The sequence below is a fragment of the Prevotella vespertina genome (assembly GCF_009728485.1).
Taxonomy (GTDB): domain Bacteria; phylum Bacteroidota; class Bacteroidia; order Bacteroidales; family Bacteroidaceae; genus Prevotella; species Prevotella vespertina.
On the sequence record NZ_VVIQ01000001.1, the window covers coordinates 153,593 to 173,142 of the forward strand.

Genomic DNA, 19,550 nt, shown 5'->3' on the forward strand with positions numbered 1-19,550 from the left:
AGACTTTATGAAACGTATAAGCCTCCTCTTATTAATGCTTATTAGCTGTCTGCAAATGTCCATGGCGCAAGCATTGAAGCCCGTGCAAATATCATTTTATCCAGTAGTACATGACCCACACGAACTACTGAAGTCGATTAGTGATAAGCTCCTACCCTATCAGAAGCATATTACGACACGCCCATTAGTGAAGTATTTCGGACGCTTTAATGACGAGATTTATGGGAATCAAAATGCAGCGGAAGCTGACTCAACAGCGGCTTTCAAGAAGCGTTTCGGGACCTTACCCGATACAGATGGGTATGTTGCAGCAGAGGCGGCAGATGCAGCTGATAATGGAGAAGATGTTGCTTTTCACATGAATTCGTATGTACAGGTGAATCCACAGGATGAGAAAATTGTGATGAGGTTGCTGAATCTGGCACGTGAGAAGCAACTCTATGACACTTCACGTTACATCTTTGGCTTTGGTATAAACGAACTGATGGATGATTGGCTAATCCTTTGTGCCTTAGATAAGCAGTCGCCTTATGCCATGACTACGGCTTCATTCACTGCTGTGCGTAAAGATGAAATCTCTGATGGGAGCGTTACTGGCACACTAAGGCTCACTCGTCAGGATGCAAAACGATTAGTCAAGCTCTATAATAATCCGCAGAAGGATGATGTGTACATGGCGATTGATAATAAGTTACAATGGCCAATTGATAAAAAGAATGTGCCAGTCAACAGAAGAGTCTCATTTTTTCAAGAGATAAAGAATGTGGCAGAGGGGCAACTATTTATGAAGCGTATGCAGGCATCAGTTGTGAAAGAACCCACTTATAAGCCCTTACTTCCATCGCAATATACTGTGGGGGATACGCTCACTTATCGTATAAAAGTGGATTGTGAAATGAAATGGATAACGGGAACACATACCTTTAAACTTGTCCCGCTGGTGGTTAATAATGATCTTTGTCGCCTAGAATGCATAGTAGAGGGGCTAGATGTAAAGCTGCCTGATTGGCAAACAGGTGCATACGACAAGGAACTAAATAAACTTGAAGCTAAGACGTTGCAACAGATGCTCAAGCAGCATTTTATCATCGAAGCAAATAATCTGACGGGAGAGACCAACGTTGAGGTGAAGGATCAGAAGATGTTCAATCAGTGGTATAAGAACCTCAAACGATGGTGTCAAGAGGACTGGAAAAGGAATAGAAAGTTCTCTAGAGTAACTGATGAGACGATGAGGACAACTGAAGGTGAGAATATCTTATATCACCTGGATAACTTCATAAAAGATGGATCATTTATACAATATATGCCCGAGTTAACGGCAATGATTGGACTAGAGATGCACTTTGATGAAGGTGAGACCACTGGCAGAGAGTACTTCGACCTACTTGGTGACTATGGAACTTATAACATATCAAAGGATAAGCAAGGGTTTGTCGTATCGCTTAAAGGCGACCCCGAAGTGAAAGATGGTGATTTTGTGGATGAATCAGACCCAGCCATACAGGATATGAAGACTAGGATCGATTCTTACGAATATCGCTTTGATACGAAAGGAAAACTACTGCAGATAAAGGGTGATGTGCGGAGAAATCTATATTATAAGGACTTTGTAATAGACCGAGTGATGTAATCCATAAAAGTAAACGCCGATACTCTCAACGAGCATCGGCGTTATCAGTATGTTTAACCAAAAATCTTTTTATGTGAAAGGGAATCTCACGACTACCTTTGCTATCACTGATCAATCGTTAAACGTTTTACCTAAAATAAAATAACTAAAAACCTAAATCTATTACTACTAACCTAAACAATCTATTAACCTTTTGACAATGCAAAGGTAGGATGATTCTCACTTCCTTGCAACATTTTACTTATGTTTTATCAAGATAATGCCCCTTTCTTGACGCAAATCAACCTTCTGTGTCCGTAAACAACTAATATTTTGTTACTTTCCTTGTGTGTTTATGCCTTTTCTTGTAACTTTGCTGAAAAGGAAATAAGCGAATGAAAGTTCTGATAGTAAATACCAGTGAGAAGACAGGTGGTGCTGCTTTAGCTGCCAACCGACTTAAGGACGCTCTGAATAACAATGGCGTAAAAGCAAAGATGTTAGTACGTGATAAACTGACGGATGATATTACTGTTGTTGGTTTATCACATACTTTACGCAATCAATTACACTTTCTTTGGGAACGATGGACCATATTTTGGCATCTACACTTCAGTCGTAAGCACCTATTTGAGATAGATATTGCTAATTCTGGAGTTGATATCACAAAGTTACCAGAGTTTAAGGAGGCTGATATTATACATCTTTCTTGGATCAATCAAGGAATGCTTTCGCTGAAAGGAATCCGCAAGATCCTTGATAGTGGAAAGCCTATTGTTTGGACAATGCATGATATTTGGCCTGCAACAGGTATCTGTCATATCACACTAAACTGTCTGCGTTATCAGTCTTATTGCGGTAATTGCCGCCTTCTACCCAATGGTGGTTCTACAAACGACTTATCTAATAAGGTGCTTCAGCGTAAGAAGAAGATGCTTGAAGGGCGCAATATCATGTTTGTAACGTGTAGCAAATGGCTCGAAAAGGAGGCAAGCAAGAGTGCTATTCTTGCTGGACAACAAGTTTTCTCTATCCCCAATCCCATTGATACACATGTTTTTCATCCCACAGATAGGAAACAGGCTCGCATAAATGCAGGACTTCCTTTAGACAAGAAAATTATTCTTTTTGCATCACAACGCGTAACAAATGTAAACAAAGGAATCTCTTATCTCATTGAAGCCTGCCATAAGTTAGCAAAGGATTATCCAGAGATAGTCAATAAAACAGCTATAGCCATACTAGGTGGTCATGCAGAGAACCTAAGAGAGGAATTCGACTTTGAAGTCTATGAGTTGGGATATATCAACGACACTCAGCGTATTGTAGATGTCTATAATGCTTCTGATGTTTTCGTTTTACCTTCTCTCTCAGAGAATCTACCTAACACCATTATGGAAGCAATGGCGTGTGGTGTACCCAGTGTAGGCTTTAAGGTGGGTGGTATTCCAGAAGAGATTGACCACAAGGTAAATGGTTATGTTGCAAAGTATCGTGATGCTACAGACCTCGCACAAGGACTTCATTGGATTCTAGAAGAAGCCGATTACCAAGACCTCTCCTCATCAGCAATAACAAAGGTACAGCGTAGTTATTCTCAACGTAGCGTCGCTTTGCAATACATTAATATATATAATGAGGCAATGGCCTTTAAGAATTATCGATTATGATTACGTTTTCTGTTGTCACAATAACCTATAACGCAGCTGCTGTCTTACGTCCTACTCTAGACAGTGTATTGATGCAGAACTATCCTCATGTGGAACATCTTATTATTGATGGAGCGTCAACTGATGAGACAATAAGTATTGCTAAGGCTTATCAAGAACAATCTGATAATGCAGAGAATGGGCATATTGTAAAAATCCAAAGCGAGCCTGACAAGGGGCTCTATGATGCAATGAATAAAGGGTTACAACTAGCAACAGGAGACTATATTGTCTTTATGAATGCAGGTGACCGCTTTCCTGATGCAGAGACATTAAATAAGGTAATGTTAGCAGCTGTCGTGGGAGATGGTGAAGAGCATCCTGCTGTCCTCTTTGGAAATACAGATATAATTGATGACAAGGGTAATTTCTTGTATCACCGTCGACTCAGTCCCCCAGAAAGACTTACTTGGCGTTCTTTCCGTCAGGGTATGGTGGTATGCCATCAAGCCTTTTATGCACGTATAGATATTGCTCGCTCTCTTCCTTATGACATATCTTTCCGTTATTCAGCAGATGTTGACTGGTGTATAAGAGTTATGAAAGAGGGGGAACGGCGACACCTTCTTCTACGTAACATACATGCTGTCGTTGCCAACTACATGGAAGAGGGACAAACAACCATCCATCATAAGGACTCTCTCAAAGAGCGTTTTGATGTGATGAACCGCCATTACGGACTTCTTACTACAATCTTGCTCCACGCGTGGTTTGCTGTCCGTAAAGTATTTAAATAGCTTTTCTCCTCCTTTTAAAGGCCTTTAAAGCGTACTATTGTTTGTTAAGGACTATAATTTACAATGCTCATTTATCGTTTAATTAGTAAGTTATAAAACGAAAGACTATGGAACGAATGAAAACAAAACTTATAGTTGTTTTGTCGCTGATAAGTCTATCAGCAACAGCACAAACAGAGTATAGTGGAATTGCAGGCGCATCTCCACATTTGGTTAAAGCACGCCAGAAAGCAGAGGCAAGAGCACACACCGCAACTCCAACAAAGCATCTTACGCCTGCGCCTCAACCATCTTCTGCAATAAAGCCTACTAGCAGCAAGAAGGTAGAAACCGATAGAGTTGAACGAAGAGACTCTGGCGAGACAGAGGTAAAAGATGGTTTGCGGACAATGTCACGTGGCATAGGTCGTGTTGTAAAACGCGAAGTGAAGACTATGGGCGAGGTAACCCGCAAGATAGGAGAAGGTGGTAAGAAGTTCTTTAAGAAGCTCGGTAAAGGCATATCCGACTCATTCAAGAAAGATAGTACTGACAATCGGTAAGTACTTTCCGTGCTATTCCTTTCAATAAAAATCACATCCACTTTGGGTTACATAAAGCCCTAATTTAGTTTTAATATTAGCTGCTGTCACTTTTAGCACTTATAATATTATTCTGTAATCAGTATGTTGTGCACACGAAAATAATGACAGGAATGACAGCAAATTACAAAAGCTATCCTAATAAAAAACACCTCGTTAGAATAAAATATCTAACGAGGTGTTTTTGTATTATCAATTAATTCGTTTACTTACTAATCTTGAGAATCCATCCTTTGTCCACCTTCGTGTATCGACCTAGACGATTCAAGCGACATAACTTATCAATCGTTACACCATACAACTCAGCAATAGACTCAATAGTCTCACCTTCTTTTACTGAGTGATAGATAATCTGACCAGTACTACTTGTAGCTTCTGTGCGTGGTGTGTGATTAGAGAAATCAGTATTGTAAGCCTTCTCTTGACGAGTAGAAGAACTCTGTCCACGTGTGCCTTGAATGTTTTCACGAGAATAACCAAGGCTTGAAGAAGTACCACGAGCAGCTGTTGCTTGTTCTGACTCTTGTGCTAGTGTACTCTTATGGAACACATAGTAGTCGCCAGTAACATCCTGATGAGCAAAGTCGAAGAATAAAGCTGGGTTCAAAGCAACGCCAGCAAGACGTGTTTCAAAATGCAAGTGAGAACCTGTAGAACGACCAGTATTACCACCTAAAGCAATCGGCTGACCAGCACGAACTGTCTGGTTAATTGAAACAAGCTGTTTTGATAAGTGTCCGTAGATAGTTTCAAGACCATTGTTATGGCGTATTACAACATATTTTCCATAACCATTTGCATCGTACTTAACAACACGAACCTTTCCAGAGAAGGCTGCGCGGATGGTATCACCGATGTAGACTTTAATGTCCATACCTAAGTGGCGACGTCCCCAACGGCGTCCGAAGTTACTCGTAATGACGCGACTAGGAGTTGGCATATGGAATCCGCGGAGGTCAATCTTGTATACATCAGGGAGGTTACCACCCCTATGTGCATAATTGTTATTCCAATCGTTGTAGAGTTCAGATGCTGGTTCTTCAACTTCCTCAGATTCACGTAAGCGACTAATAACCATTGTATCAAGTGCTTTAGCTCGTCTATCAATTGGTGCCTGACGTGCAAGCAAGTCTTGTGCGTTAGCTGTGTGGGCTGTTAGGGCGAATAGAGATGTAAGTGCGAAAGTCCTAACAATTCTTTTAAACATCATAATCAAGTTATTTTATTTCTGTACTATGAAGCCTAAAAAGGCCGGAACAAATTGTTAAGTTCCTATCTCTTGACATGTTGAAAACTTATAACAAAGAATCGAACTAAGTATCAAAAGACTTCGCAAAGATAAGGAAAAAATGACAAAAAGACAACAGGTTAACAGTTTTTATAGGCTGTTTAACAAACGACTTTTATATCTCTTGATTCGTAGATGATATATGTCAAGCCGTTTAGAAGTGCATATTGTGAGAGCTTTCGACAAATTAATTTTAAGAGATCGCAGCCCAGTTTATGTTAGTCTTTCTTAACGCTTTAAGTCTATCCCATAGTAATTTATATTCATTCTTTTGGCAGGTTGGGTCACTATCAATTATCTTTTGTGCCTCTTCACGTGCCATTTGAACAAGCTGACCATCACGTGCTATATCGGCAATCTTTAAGTCGAAGGCTATACCACTTTGCTGTGTACCTTCTAAATCACCTGGACCTCTTAGCTTCAAATCGGCTTCTGCGATCTCGAAACCATCATTCGTATCACACATAATGTCAATTCGCTTACTCGTTTCCTTTGTGAGTTTGCGATTAGTAACAAGTATACAATAACTCTGTTCGGCACCTCTTCCGACACGTCCACGCAACTGATGGAGCTGAGAAAGCCCAAAACGCTGTGCATCAAGAATAATCATTACACTTGCATTCGGTACGTTCACACCCACTTCTATCACTGTTGTAGCAACAAGGATTTGCGTTTCTCCACTGACAAACATCTGCATTTCTGCCTCTTTCTCCTTGTCCTTCATCTTACCATGAATCTTACTTAACTTGAAGTCAGGGAATATCTCACACATAGCAGCGTATCCGTCCTCGAGGTTCTTGAGGTCTATTCGCTCACTCTCTTTGATGAGTGGATAGACAATATACACCTGTCTGCCAAGCTTTATCTGCTGTCTTATACCCTGATAGAGGCTCGTCATCTGGTCATCATACTTGTGTATCGTCTGTATGGGCTTGCGTCCTGGAGGCAACTCATCGATGATACTCACGTCTAAGTCACCATATATCGTCATGGCAAGGGTACGTGGAATAGGAGTAGCTGTCATTACGAGGATGTGAGGAGGATTGTCACTCTTACTCCATAACTTTGCTCTTTGCTCCACACCAAAGCGATGCTGCTCATCAACAACAGCCATCCCGAGGTTTTGGAATTGCACCTTATCTTCTATGATAGCATGCGTTCCGACAACAATATGTACACTTCCATCCAAAAGCCCAGCAAGTACTTCTTTGCGTTTCTTGCCTTTCACAATACCAGTCAGCAGTTCTATGCGTAAGTTCATACCCTTGAGAAACTCCTTGATAGTCTGTAGGTGTTGTTCTGCAAGTATCTCCGTCGGTGCCATCATACATGCTTGATAGCCGTTATCGATGGCTATGAGCATAGACATAAGGGCTACGAGCGTCTTACCCGAACCTACATCGCCTTGCAAGAGACGGTTCATTTGTTTGCCAGACATCATATCTGCACGTATTTCATGCATCACTCTCTTCTGTGCACCAGTAAGTTCAAAGGGTAAATTATGCGTGTAGAACCAGTTAAATTGTGCTCCAATACGATTGAAGATATACCCCCGATACTTGCGACGATGGTCACTTGCATAGCGAAGAATATTGAGTTGAACATAGAAGAGTTCCTCAAATTTAAGGCGTACACGTGCTCGCTGCGTATCATCTACCGACTTTGGATAATGAATCTTACGCATGGCTGCATCACGAGAGATGAGGTGTAAGGGAGTAGTAATGAATGAGGGAAGGGTCTCGTCAAGCGGAGTTGTGAGCTTACTAAGCAGTGTTTTCGTTAGTTTCTCCATTGCTCTAGAGGTGATACCAGCCTTTTTCATCTTCTCAGTCGTTATATAGAAAGGTTGCATACCCATGTCATTGAGCTGCAACTGACTGGCATCGTCGATATCAGGATGGCTGAATTGAAAGCGTCCGTTATAGTAGGTTGGCTTCCCAAAGATGATGTATTCCTTATCTAATTGATAGTTTTGATAAATATACTTAGTACCATTGAACCATACAATATCGCATATCCCATGACCATCCGTAGCGTGCGCCACGATTCGTTTCCGACGCTTCCCGACTTCAAACTCCTCGTAGCTTAGTATCTTACACTTCACTTGTACGAAGGGCATATCAGCCGACAACTCAGAGAGAAGGTATATCTTTGTGCGGTCAACATACTTGTAGGGGAAATACTCCAAGAGGTCACGATAACTCCAGATGCCAAGCTCTTTGCTTAGAATCTCTTTCCTTTTCGGACCTACACCTGGTAGATACATGATGTCTTGTGATAGTATATCCATGCGTTACAACAACTTTTGAGAACCTCAACACAGCTACTTAAAGCCTCCCCAAGCCCCTCCAAAGGAGGGGATGTAGCCTAACGGAAGCTAACAAGAGAGGCTCTCTTTTGGAACCCCACCCAGCCTCCCCCAAGGGGAGGAGTGCCTAACGGAAATCAGTTTGAATCGTTATGTCCATTTAACAAGAGCCTTTCTTTGATTTAAAGAGGGCGTTTCTTCGATGCAAGGAGAGGCTTTCTTCAATGCAAGGGAACGCTCTTCTCAAATTGTTCTGATTATAACTTATAATTATGAATCTTGTATTTTGAATTACACGTGGGCGTAAGCTTCTGTGGGTTCTATTGTTCCGTAAGGAACTCTGTGTCGCCTTTAGGCTTCGTGTCATCCGTGTCTTCTTTGTTAAAAAAGGCTCACCCCTGCCCCATCTCCCAATGGAGAGGGGAGTAGATAGTATTGTTTCCTGCAGAACAAACAACTCGTTTACTTGTCAACCTGCCCACTCGTCAACTCGAAGTAATCATAATTTTGAATTATGAATTATGAATTTTGAATTATCGGAAGAGCCTTTTTACACCAAAATCTCCGCTACTTTCAGATCGAAGGGGGTAGTGATTTTTATATTCTCACGATTCCCTTCCACCATAGTGACAGCCTGTCCAATGCTTTCAACAACGCTAGCATCATCAGTAAAGCTGGTACTCTCGGGTTGGTTATATGCTTTTTTGAGGAGTTGGATATCAAACACTTGTGGCGTCTGAACCACTCTGTAATCACTTCGCAACACATTCCTCCCCTTATCGGAATCGCCCACAAAGCGCAAGGTGTCTGTCACGGGCAATACAGGAATCACTGCCTTCTCTTTCTCTGCAGCGTCATAACAACGTGAGATAGCCTCGTTTGAAACGAATGGACGCACACCATCATGAATTCCAACGAGCCCTTCTGTATCATTAGGTATCATTGACAAGCCATTACGGCACGACTGGAAGCGACTAGCGCCACCATCTGCAAGCTGGTAATCTTCGGTGAAATGATATTCTTCACAGAGCTGATTCCAATACTCCTGTTGCTCTTTTGGAAGGACAAGGATGACTTTTAAGTGCTCATCATAGGCGTGAAACCTACTAATGGTGTGCATCAGAACAGGCTTACCAGCGATGGGAAGGAATTGCTTAGGCACCTCTGTTCCCATTCGCAAACCCTTTCCTCCTGCAACGATAATAGCGTATCTTATCATCTTCTGACGATGTTTTAATGCAGAGCAATGAGTTCGTTGATCAACATACCTTCCCTGATTTCGTTCGCTTTCTCTACTGATACGAGTTGTTCTAATAGCTTGAAACCATAAACGAAGGCTGCAGCAGGACCTTTACCTGTTGTCACATTGCCATCAATAGTGCATAATTCCTTGGTGTATTCTGCACCAGTAAGAAACTTCTCAAAGCCTGGATAGCATGTAGCACGCTTGCCCTTGAGGATTCCCAAAGCACCGAGAACCATCGGTCCAGCACAGATTGCGCCCACACGTTTACCACTCTCCACCTGATGAAGCAGTGCTTTTCCAACACGAACATCGTCCTTCAAGTTCTGTGCACCAGGCATTCCACCAGGTATCAAGAGCATATCTGCATCATCAATAACACCTAGGTCTTCTATTTGTAAGTCGGCTTTCACCATCACCCCATGCGATGATTCAACGAGCGGGGAGCCTGTTATGCTCACAGTCTTAACCTCCACGCCACCTCGACGTAGGATATCTACGGGTGCTAATGCCTCTACCTCTTCGAAACCATTAGCCAGAAACTCATACACTTTAGCCATAATTTATTTCGTATTTAAGTCTACAAATCCAATTAAAAACCTTACTTTTGCAGAAGTAAAGTACTTGCAAATATACTAATTATTCGTCGTTTAGTACCGTTTGCAAGGCTAAAAGATATTTAAAAGGTATGTTTTTATGACTGAGAAGAAACTGAGTTTCGCCATTTTTGGTAGTGCTTCTAAAGCTTTAGAGTCTATTCGGATAAAAGAACTGTTGGGTTATTTGGCTCAACACGAGGCTGATATTTACTTAGAGCAAGGCTTCTTTCATGCTTTAGAGAATAAACTTCAGGAGGATTTAAAGATAGCTGGTGTGTTTGAGGGAGTAAACTTTGATGTCGATTACGTTATCTCTCTCGGGGGCGATGGGACGTTCTTAAAGGCGGCAAGTAAGGTTGGTCCGAAGCAAACACCTATCATTGGAGTGAACATGGGACGCTTGGGATTCCTTGCAAGTGTGGTTCCTGATGAGGCTAGATCTATCTTAGATAATGTCTTTGCAGGTGATGTTGAGATAGAGGAACGTGCCGTTATGCAATTAGAAGCACTTGGCGAACCATTGGAGGGATGCCCATACGCACTGAATGATATTGCGATCTTGAAAAGAGATAACGCTGCGATGATTTCTATTAAGGCAACTGTTAATGGTGAATACCTCACCACTTATCTTGCAGATGGACTCGTTATCAGTACGCCAACAGGCTCAACAGCTTACTCATTGTCCGTCGGTGGACCTATTATAGTCCCTCAATCGGACATCTTTAGCATGACTCCTGTTGCTCCTCATAGCCTCAACATTCGTCCAATCGTTATCAGTGACAAGGCCGAGATAACCCTAGAAGTAGAGAGCCGAAGCCACAACTTCTTGGCAGCAGTTGATGGACGATCAGAGAAACTACGTGAGGGTGTGACGCTAAAGATAAGGAAAGCCTCTCATAAAGTGCGTATCGTAAAGCGGAAGGAACAGCATTTCTTCTCCACACTACGCGAGAAACTCATGTGGGGAGCAGATACTCGTAAGTTCTAACGGATTGTTATCATGTCCTAACCACTAACTCTCTTTGTTTGATAAAGACCGAGACATAAACCACAGCTAACGAAAGATTATACAATGATTGATAAGATAAGAAGGCTCTTCCAGATACCTAACACACGCTATACTACTAAGGAGATATTTCATTGGTTATGGCTTGCGTGGCGCGGAAACCATAAGCAAGCAATCCTCAATGCATTGATTGGTCTACTCAGTGTGGGCGTTTCTTTGGCTACTGTATGGGCTGTCCAAAATGCCATTGACGTTGCTTCTCATGTTAAACCAGGCAGTATTTACATCGCTGTTAGTATCATGGGAGGCTTGATTCTATGCGACTTTGCATTGAGTATCGCCTCTGTCTGGGTGCGAAACTTGCTGGGAATAAAGGCGCAGAATAGGATGCAACAGAACATGCTAGACCGTATCTTGCGCTCAGAGTGGCATGGTCGGGAACGTTACCACAGCGGAGATGTATTGAACCGATTGGAACTTGACGTTGCAAATGTCGTCACTTTCCTCACCGAAACCATCCCTAGTTCTATCTCAACATTGGCTATGTTCCTCGGAGCTTTCTGTTATCTCTTGACGATGGATTGGCGACTTGCACTCTTGATTGTCGTCATCATACCATTGTTTGTATTGGTTAGTAAGGTCTATGTTCGTCAAATGAGACGCCTCACAAGGGAGGTTCGTAACTCTGATTCTAAGGTACAAAGTGTACTCCAAGAGACCATTCAACACCGTATGTTGATTAAGACTCTTGAGAGCGACGAGATGATAGTTGGCAAGCTAGAAGGTACACAGAAAGAACTGCGACAGAAGGTTGTTAGCAAGACAAAGTTCTCTGTTTTCTCTAACTTAGTATTGAACTTTGGCTTCGCATTTGGGTATCTTGTCGCCTTCACATGGGCGGCCATTCGCATGTCACTTCATACATTGTCATTTGGCGGAATGACGGCTTTCTTGCAGTTAGTGAATAAGATTCAAAGCCCTGCCCGACAACTAACAAAGCTTGTCCCAGCCTTTGTCTCTGTCTTTACAGCAGCCGAACGACTGATGGAATTAGAGGAGAATCCACTCGAAGAACAGGGCGACCCGATAGAGTTATCATCGCCTTGTGGCATCCGATTGAAGGGTATTAACTATCGTTACGAGGATGGTGATCGAGAGATACTAAGGGACTTGAACTTCGATTTCTACCCTTGTTCGTGTACCGCCATATTAGGTGAAACAGGAGCAGGAAAGACTACTCTCATCAGGATGTTACTAGCATTATTGAAGCCAACAAAGGGCAAGGTCGAGATTTATAATGCGCAGGAAAGTAGAGAACTATCCCCTCTCATGCGTACAAACTTCGTCTATGTACCACAGGGGAACACGCTCTTGAGTGGTACAATACGTGAGAACCTCCTACTTGGAAAGGTAGATGCTACACAAGAAGAGATGGAAGAAGTGTTATGCAAGAGTTGTGCTGATTTCGTGTTCCACTTGCCTCTTGGACTTGATACTCCATGCTCCGAACAAGGCGGCGGATTGAGTGAAGGACAGGCACAACGCATTGCCATTGCCCGTTCCCTACTACGTAATCGAAGTATAATGATATTCGATGAGGCCACTTCTGCACTAGACCCTGAGACCGAAAAGAAGCTCCTCAAGAACATACTCTCTACACATGATAAGACGGTGATATTCATCACGCACCGTCCAGCAGTTGTGGAGTATTGCGACCAAACACTGACAATTGAAAAAATACAATAGGTCTTGTGTTATTGAAAATAAGATAGTATATTTGCAAAATAACCAACAGACCTAATACAAATAACGTGAAGTAAGAAAACAGCAAGTAGATAAGTAACGATATGAAAAAGATTTTCCTAACAGCTGCATGTGCGTTCTTTATGGCAGTTCCAGCTGCTCTCGCACAAACAAATGATACCATTCAAGCTGCAATAGACTTGGATGCAAAGTATGCAACTAACATGTTGAAGCCAGGTACGAAAGCCCCAGAGTTTACCTTGAGAACCTATGATGGTAGGGATATCAAGCTGAGCCAGTACCGAGGAAGTTATGTTGTTTTAGACTTCTGGGCGAGTTGGTGCCCCGATTGTCGGCGTGATATTCCAGCCATGAAAGCACTTTATGAGCAGTTCCGCGACTATGGTGTGCAATTCGTTAGTATCTCTTTTGATACCGACCGAGAGGCTTGGGCAAAGACATACTGGAATCGTTATCAGATGAATTGGACGCAGGTAAGCGAACTGAAGAAGTTTAGGAAGAATACATTTATCGACAAGTTATATAAGATTGATTGGATTCCTTCAATGTACCTCATCGACCCTAACGGCAAAGTAGTTATGGGAACGGTAGAGATCAACAAGTTAAAAGCAAAGTTAGAGTCCATCGACTTGCAACCAAAAGTTAGTAAGGCGGATGTTCTCCCGACGTTTGAAGGAGGGCAGGAAGCCATCGCCAACTATTTTGCACGTAATCAGCACCACAGCATTCAGGCTATTCGCTCGAAGGTACATGCCGAAATGACCGTCTTATTTAACGTCGAAATGGATGGTTCCGTGACGGGTGCTCGTGTCGTAGATGTTAAGAATGTGCAGGGCACAAGTAAGCATTTTATGAAGATGGATGCGGCTAAGCAGAAGCGAGTACTTGCTAATTGCGTGGAGTTCTACAAGGAGCAAGCGGTTCGATTAACCAATCGCATGGTGGGATGGAAGCCCGCTATGCAGAACGACCGCCCTATACAAGCACGCGTAACAGTGCCTATCATCTTTCAACCCTAACGGCTTTTCAATTCAAGATACAAGCCTCACCCCCACCCCCTCTCCTACAGAGAGGGGCTTTTTTTGCCCTTATCTCACCAGTTAAAAGGCGTAGAGTAAGGATTAATAAAAATCATTTTCTATTCTTGCTAATGCTCATCTCGTATCTTCTTAACCACAATCTTGGTCTTTAAAAGAGCCTTTTGAGAATCTTCCTGAAGTCTTACAGAAATATTACAAAGGGCTTGTAATACCATTACAGAAGGCTTGGAGAAGTATTACAGAAGCCTTGTAATAATCCTGGAGAGCATGAAGTGCCTCAAAGATTGTCATGAACACTGATAGAGCTATCGGTTAATAGCAACTTAAAAGACGATTATTTGGAGGCAAACACATTATTGTGTATCTTTGCAACAGGCATATAAAGGAATAGTTATGGATGGTAATTACACATTAAATAGTGGGCGGATTCCGTATTGGAATATCCTTAAAAACCTAAGTGATAACGTTAAGTTGGAACTGATCTCTTTGTTAAGTGACTCGTTACTTCATAGGGAAGTAAAGGCGAAGGATGAGCATTGGGCAGACCAGTTTGCTGGTCTTTGGCGTGATGATAGGACTACAGAAAGCATTATAAAGGACATCCGGACGAGTAGAACTAAGAATAGAGAGATAGAGTTATGAATGGTTTCCTGCTTGATACGAATATCTGTGTTTTCTTGTTCCGCAATAAGTGGAACATTGCAGATAGGCTTAATCACGTTGGGTTCGAGAAATGTTTTATCTCGGAGATAACGCTTGCCGAGTTGAAATATGGTGCATATAAAAGCAACCGAACAAAGGAGAATCTTCAATTGATTGATAGCTTTCTTCAAAAGGTAAATGTGGTTCCTTTTGAAGTAGGAATAGACATCTTTGCACAGACGAAGAACTCTCTTCGATTGGAAGGATTTACTATTGAAGACTTTGATCTGTTGATTGCTGCATCAGCGTTAGCGTGGAATTTGACCTTAGTAACTGATAATATCAAGCATTTCCGCTATATTCCTAACCTCGAAGTTATTAATTGGGTGGATAGGTAACTGCCGTTATTTAATAGAATAAAACAGATGAGGAAGCCCGTTTATTTATGTGTTGTAATCGCCTTGATAGGCATTAGCTGTTCCAAAGGAAACCGAGTGTTGACGGCGAAGAATACGTCAGAAGCGTATGACTCTGTCGTTATTGAGTCATTTCCAGGCTATGTTTTAAATCCTAAATACATTACTTGGGTAGTAGATAAACAGGGTCGTTCGTGTAAGTATATACAGCATAATGTATCGGTAGAAGGCAAGGTGAAAGACACAACAGACATAGTTCAGGTTAGTGACGAGCGCAGTTTTCGAGTCAAAGAACTCGTGGATGACATATACGTCACAGGCTCTGCTAAGGATGTGATAGCCGTTAAGAATAACGATTTTTGTACTGATCTAGGGAGCTTATTTGTGACTATCTATTATCCAGGAAAGAATATTCGTCATGAGTACGAATGGGGTAAGACGGGTGTAAAATACTCCCCCGAGTTCAAAGAATTGGTACAGTTAATAGGTCTGCAAATGTTCGAGTCGAACAAAGAAAATAAATAAACAAACAGCGAGAAGGGCTTGATAGCCTTCTCGCTGTTTGTTGTTTATGGGCTTAGAAACTGAGTATCATCGTCTGACGATGCCCCAGTGGGATGTCCTTTGTGAGGTCGATTGTCTTGCCAGTTGTGATGTCTGTGGCTGTAGTATGTTGACCAATCACTTCTGCATAACGTGCTACCTCCACCTTATTATCAGCCTTCTTGCCATTGAGAATGGTGAGAACAGTCTTGCCATCAAGCTGTCTTGCGAGTACATAAACACCATGCCAAGGGATGAATTGGGTTTGTTTTCCCTTGCTAATCACCTCATTGTTTTGTCGCCAATGTAGTATTCTTGAAGTCCAATCGAACATGGCGTTCTCTGCAGTTGTGCGCCCTTCACGTGTGAACTTATCGACTTTATCACCAGGAAAACCACCTGGGAAGTCCTTACGGACATTGCCATCTGTTATCTCCTTCGTACCATTCATGAGTACTTCCGTACCATAGTAAAGTTGCGGAATACGGTTCATTGTGAGCAACAAAGCGTAAGCCTGCTTCAGAGCCGTTGTGTCCTTACCATTGCCAAGGAACCTGTCTGTATCGTGATTCTCGATGAATGCCATCACAGAAGATGGGTTCGTATAGAGGTAATCATAGCACAATGAGTTGTAAATACGATTCAGTCCCTTCCACCAATCATCGGTTTCTTCGTTCTTCGCAAGCGTTAGCTTATCAAAGAAAGAGAAGTCCATCACCGTCTTCAGATAGCTGTTAATATCAGAGAGCTTGCTGTCCTTCTGCCAAGCAGCTGTGTAAGCAGGTTCTGTAACCCACGTTTCTCCAACGGTATTGAAGTTTGGGTATTCCGCATCTAATGCCTTCATCCATTCTGCCATAGCCTTTCGATCAGCGTAAGGATAGGTGTCCATGCGTATTCCATCTATACCCACTGTCTCTATCCACCACATTGAGTTCTGTATAAGATACTTGATAACGTGAGGGTTGCGTTGGTTCAGATCGGGCATGGAAGCGACGAACCAGCCATCAACAGTCTCCCTCATGTCCACCTTACTGGCGTATGGATCGAGCACAGGAGTTAGTTTATAACTTGTTTGCAAACCATAGTTTGGATAATTAAACCAGTCCTTTGAGGGCATATCTCGGTTCCATGTGTGATAGTCACCACAATGGTTAAAGATCATATCCATGACTACCTTCAGTCCTTTCTGATGACATTCAGCAATGAGTTTCTTGTACTCATCGTTTGTACCAAAGCGTGGATCCACCTTATAATAATCGGTTGTTGCATAGCCATGATACGTACTATTCTTCCCGTTATCGGCTGGTCTATCGTTCTCCAAAACGGGTGTGAACCATAGAGCTGTTACCCCTAAACGAGTGAAATAATCGAGATGCTGACGTATACCTTCTAGGTCTCCTCCATGTCTAAGACTCGGTTCGTTGCGGTCGCATAGTTGGTCTTGCATACCCTTAACAACGTCATTCTTCGGGTTACCATTAGCGAATCTGTCAGGCATGAGCATATAGAGAACATCCGAGTTATCGAATCCCTTGTGGTCAGCACCAGCCATAGAACGAGCCAAAAGTTGGTACTTTCGTTTGATAACTTTACCATCCTTGCCCTTAAATGAGAGCGTCATCTCACCCGGTTTAGCGTCTTTTAGATTGAGATAAACCAGTAAGTAATTAGGCGAATCAAGCCTAACAAGTGAGTCAATGCGCACATTCTCATAATCAGTTGATACGTCAGAGAACTTGATATCCTTACCATAAACCATCAACTGAAGTGTTGGATCTTTCATACCAACAAACCAGTTCTCTGGTTCAATGCGTGTGATATCCACTTTCGATACCGATTGACTTTTTGGTACGGATGTACTGTTATGAGCAGTCATAGCTGTTGGAACGATGAATAAAGATAATAAGAATAAGCTGCTCCATAGCCTTCTTGCGGAACAAAGAGCTGCTTTGTTGATTGTTTGTTTTAGGTTCATTGTTATTCGGAAAGCTCCCCAATCCATTGGAAGGATGGGGAGACTTGTTGAAAAGTTATATTTCTGGTTCTTCTTGCTAGCCTCTTCTTGCTAGCAACCCTACCCTTGTAAGGAAGGAAGGAGACGTGTTTAATCATGTAAGATCAATGCCGATTGCGCATCAACCATTACCTCTCCGCCTTCCATCTGACCCAATCCTGCTTCGTTGATATCGCCATTTGCACATACAATCGTGTAGTTCCCTTTAGGGATATTGACGGTTCTTAGATTTGAATTAGCATTGAGTATGACGTAAATATTGTTCCACTTATCACCACCAGCATGGTCTTTTAGACGGAAAGCAACCAAGCAGTCCTGTACTGGAAGGAACTCCAAATGCTTGCGGACAAGCTCTGCATTGCCTAAACGGAAGGCTGGGTGGTTCTTACGAAGACGGATGAGACGACTGTAATATTGGAACACTTGCGGGTAAGCAGTTAGGTTGTTCCAATCCAAGTGATTGATACTATCAGGTGAATTAAACGAATTGTGAACACCTTTCTTATCGCGTAACATCTCCTCACCAGACAGCATGAAAGGTACGCCTTGAGATGTGAATACAGCTGTTTGAGCCAATTCGTCCAATCTAATTAACGCATCCTTATCATATACCACTTCGGGTATTGAAGCCTTTAATCGGTCTACTAAGCACAAGTCATCATGGCAACTTACGTAAGAGATCATCTGTGTTGGCTCTATTGCATATGGCTTCTTCGAATAGTTCACCTTGTTGTAATCAACCTGTGGGTGGGCTATCATACCTGCAATACCAGCCTTTATGCTCTCCTCCAAACCTTTCACACCACCCAAGAAGCCAGCTTGGTGATCATCAGAGAATGGTCCGCGCAAAGCGTCGCGGATGTCATCAGAGAACGCTGCAATGCCTGGCATTTGTGGAATAGCAGCCTTCATCGCCAGCTTATCATGCGGATAAGCACAAGTTCCAGCGCTCCATCCCTCTCCATAAACGAATATCTCGGGGTCAATAGCATTGAGTTCACGACGGATATCATTCATAGTTTGAATGTCATGAACGCCCATGAGGTCTACACGGAAGCCATCGATGTGATACTCTTTGACCCAGTATTTCATTGACTCAAGCATAAACTCGTGCATAAGCGACTTCTCACTTGCCGTCTCGTTACCACAACCTGAACCATCAGAAGGCGTTCCGTCAGCCTTATAACGATAGTAGGCTTTAGGGAAGGTACGCTCGAAGTTGCTGTTAGCAAGGTCGTAAGTGTGATTATAAACAACGTCAAGAATCACCCTAATACCAGCTTTGTGCAATGCTTGTACCATCTGTTTGAACTCCATGATACGACGAGTTGGCAGACTGGCATCGTATGAGTAACTCCCTTCGGGGACGTTATAATTCAACGGATCATAGCCCCAGTTGTATTGAGGAACATCTGGTTTCGACTCGTCGATAGAGGCAAAGTCGAAAGAAGGAAGAATGTGAATAGCATTCACACCCAACTTCTTTAGATAGTCAATAGCCTTTTGCTCTGTCAGAGCAAGGTACTTCCCTTTGTTTACAAAGCCAGATGACTTATCTATAGAAAAGTCCCGATGATGTAGCTCATATATAATAAGGTCGGCTGGACTCTTCGTCGGAACGCGTCTATCCGAGTCCCATCCAACAGGGTTCGTGTCCCTCATGTCCACCACAGCTCCACGACTACCATTGCAGCCAACAGCCTTTGCGAAGACACCAGGAGTTTCTCCCTTACCAATATCAAAAGTATAGAATTTCCCTTTTAAGTCGCCTTTCACGACCACAGACCATGTATTATCACCACTCTGTGTGAGCTTCAACTTCTTATAAGCCTTACCACCAAGTCCCTCATCATATAGCCTTAGTACAGGTTTTGATGGTGCATTAAGACGGAAGGTTGTAGCCGATGGTGTGTAAGACACCTCATCGAATTTCTCTTGTGCAGAAACCCCTTGTGAAAGCATAAAGGTAGCGATAGAAGCAGCCAAATAATACTTTATCTTCATTGTTACGTTAGTCTTCTTAATGAATAGTTATAGATGGTTTT

At 42.5% G+C, this 19,550-nt stretch carries 16 protein-coding genes; 10 read left to right on the forward strand and 6 right to left on the reverse strand.

The window, feature by feature from the left end; all coding sequences use genetic code 11:
* The first annotated feature begins 7 nt into the window (after positions 1-7).
* From F0475_RS00550 to F0475_RS00565, 4 genes are all read left to right on the forward strand, one after another.
* Positions 8-1,633, forward strand: a complete 1,626-nt coding sequence (locus tag F0475_RS00550; protein ID WP_155714937.1) for a hypothetical protein — start codon at positions 8-10, stop codon at positions 1,631-1,633.
* A 374-nt stretch (positions 1,634-2,007) separates the two neighbouring features.
* Entirely contained in the window at positions 2,008-3,282 is a 1,275-nt protein-coding gene (locus F0475_RS00555) for a glycosyltransferase family 4 protein (RefSeq protein WP_155714938.1), read from the forward strand.
* Entirely contained in the window at positions 3,279-4,058 is a 780-nt protein-coding gene (locus tag F0475_RS00560; RefSeq protein ID WP_155714939.1) for a glycosyltransferase family 2 protein, read from the forward strand. Before F0475_RS00555 ends, F0475_RS00560 begins: the two co-directional genes overlap by 4 nt.
* Positions 4,059-4,165: 107 nt before the next feature.
* Entirely contained in the window at positions 4,166-4,600 is a 435-nt protein-coding gene (locus F0475_RS00565; RefSeq protein WP_155714940.1) for a hypothetical protein, read from the forward strand.
* Between the two features lie 244 nt (positions 4,601-4,844).
* Here the strand turns inward: F0475_RS00565 and F0475_RS00570 are convergent, their stop codons facing one another.
* From F0475_RS00570 to F0475_RS00585, 4 genes are all read right to left on the reverse strand, one after another.
* Positions 4,845-5,849, reverse strand: coding sequence for a peptidoglycan DD-metalloendopeptidase family protein (locus F0475_RS00570; RefSeq protein WP_009435490.1), 1,005 nt, complete (start codon positions 5,847-5,849; stop codon positions 4,845-4,847).
* A gap of 271 nt (positions 5,850-6,120) precedes the next feature.
* Positions 6,121-8,217 (reverse strand): ATP-dependent DNA helicase RecG, encoded by a 2,097-nt coding sequence (gene recG / locus F0475_RS00575; RefSeq protein WP_155714941.1) that lies wholly within the window; start codon positions 8,215-8,217, stop codon positions 6,121-6,123.
* Between the two features lie 568 nt (positions 8,218-8,785).
* Complete coding sequence (locus F0475_RS00580; RefSeq protein ID WP_155714942.1) at positions 8,786-9,454, reverse strand: 2-C-methyl-D-erythritol 4-phosphate cytidylyltransferase; 669 nt, start codon at positions 9,452-9,454, stop codon at positions 8,786-8,788.
* A 14-nt stretch (positions 9,455-9,468) separates the two neighbouring features.
* Positions 9,469-10,038, reverse strand: a complete 570-nt coding sequence (locus F0475_RS00585) for a DJ-1 family glyoxalase III (protein ID WP_155714943.1) — start codon at positions 10,036-10,038, stop codon at positions 9,469-9,471.
* A gap of 136 nt (positions 10,039-10,174) precedes the next feature.
* Here F0475_RS00585 and F0475_RS00590 point away from each other — a divergent pair, with 136 nt between their 5' ends.
* The 6 genes from F0475_RS00590 (at position 10,175) to F0475_RS00615 (ending at position 15,470) form a co-directional block, all read left to right on the forward strand.
* A complete protein-coding gene (locus F0475_RS00590; protein ID WP_155714944.1) occupies positions 10,175-11,065 on the forward strand; it encodes an NAD kinase in 891 nt (296 codons plus the stop codon).
* Positions 11,066-11,149: 84 nt separating this feature from the next.
* Positions 11,150-12,829 carry an ABC transporter ATP-binding protein gene (locus F0475_RS00595; RefSeq protein ID WP_155714945.1) on the forward strand — a complete coding sequence of 560 codons (1,680 nt, stop codon included), beginning with the start codon at positions 11,150-11,152 and terminating at the stop codon, positions 12,827-12,829.
* 101 nt (positions 12,830-12,930) lie between these two features.
* Entirely contained in the window at positions 12,931-13,866 is a 936-nt protein-coding gene (locus tag F0475_RS00600) for a redoxin domain-containing protein (RefSeq protein ID WP_155714946.1), read from the forward strand.
* A gap of 414 nt (positions 13,867-14,280) precedes the next feature.
* On the forward strand, positions 14,281-14,529 hold the full coding sequence (locus F0475_RS00605) for a hypothetical protein (RefSeq protein WP_155714947.1): 249 nt from the start codon (positions 14,281-14,283) through the stop codon (positions 14,527-14,529).
* Positions 14,526-14,927: a PIN domain-containing protein gene (locus F0475_RS00610; RefSeq protein ID WP_155714948.1), complete on the forward strand. Its 402-nt coding sequence runs from the start codon at positions 14,526-14,528 to the stop codon at positions 14,925-14,927. Before F0475_RS00605 ends, F0475_RS00610 begins: the two co-directional genes overlap by 4 nt.
* Before the next feature lie 27 nt (positions 14,928-14,954).
* Complete coding sequence (locus tag F0475_RS00615) at positions 14,955-15,470, forward strand: structural protein VP3 (protein WP_155714949.1); 516 nt, start codon at positions 14,955-14,957, stop codon at positions 15,468-15,470.
* A gap of 52 nt (positions 15,471-15,522) precedes the next feature.
* On the opposite strand, the gene F0475_RS00620 is transcribed toward F0475_RS00615, so the two are convergent.
* Entirely contained in the window at positions 15,523-17,367 is a 1,845-nt protein-coding gene (locus tag F0475_RS00620; RefSeq protein WP_155715076.1) for a glycoside hydrolase family 13 protein, read from the reverse strand.
* Between the two features lie 228 nt (positions 17,368-17,595).
* Positions 17,596-19,509, reverse strand: a complete 1,914-nt coding sequence (gene pulA / locus F0475_RS00625; protein WP_155714950.1) for a type I pullulanase — start codon at positions 19,507-19,509, stop codon at positions 17,596-17,598.
* Positions 19,510-19,550: the final 41 nt, after the last annotated feature.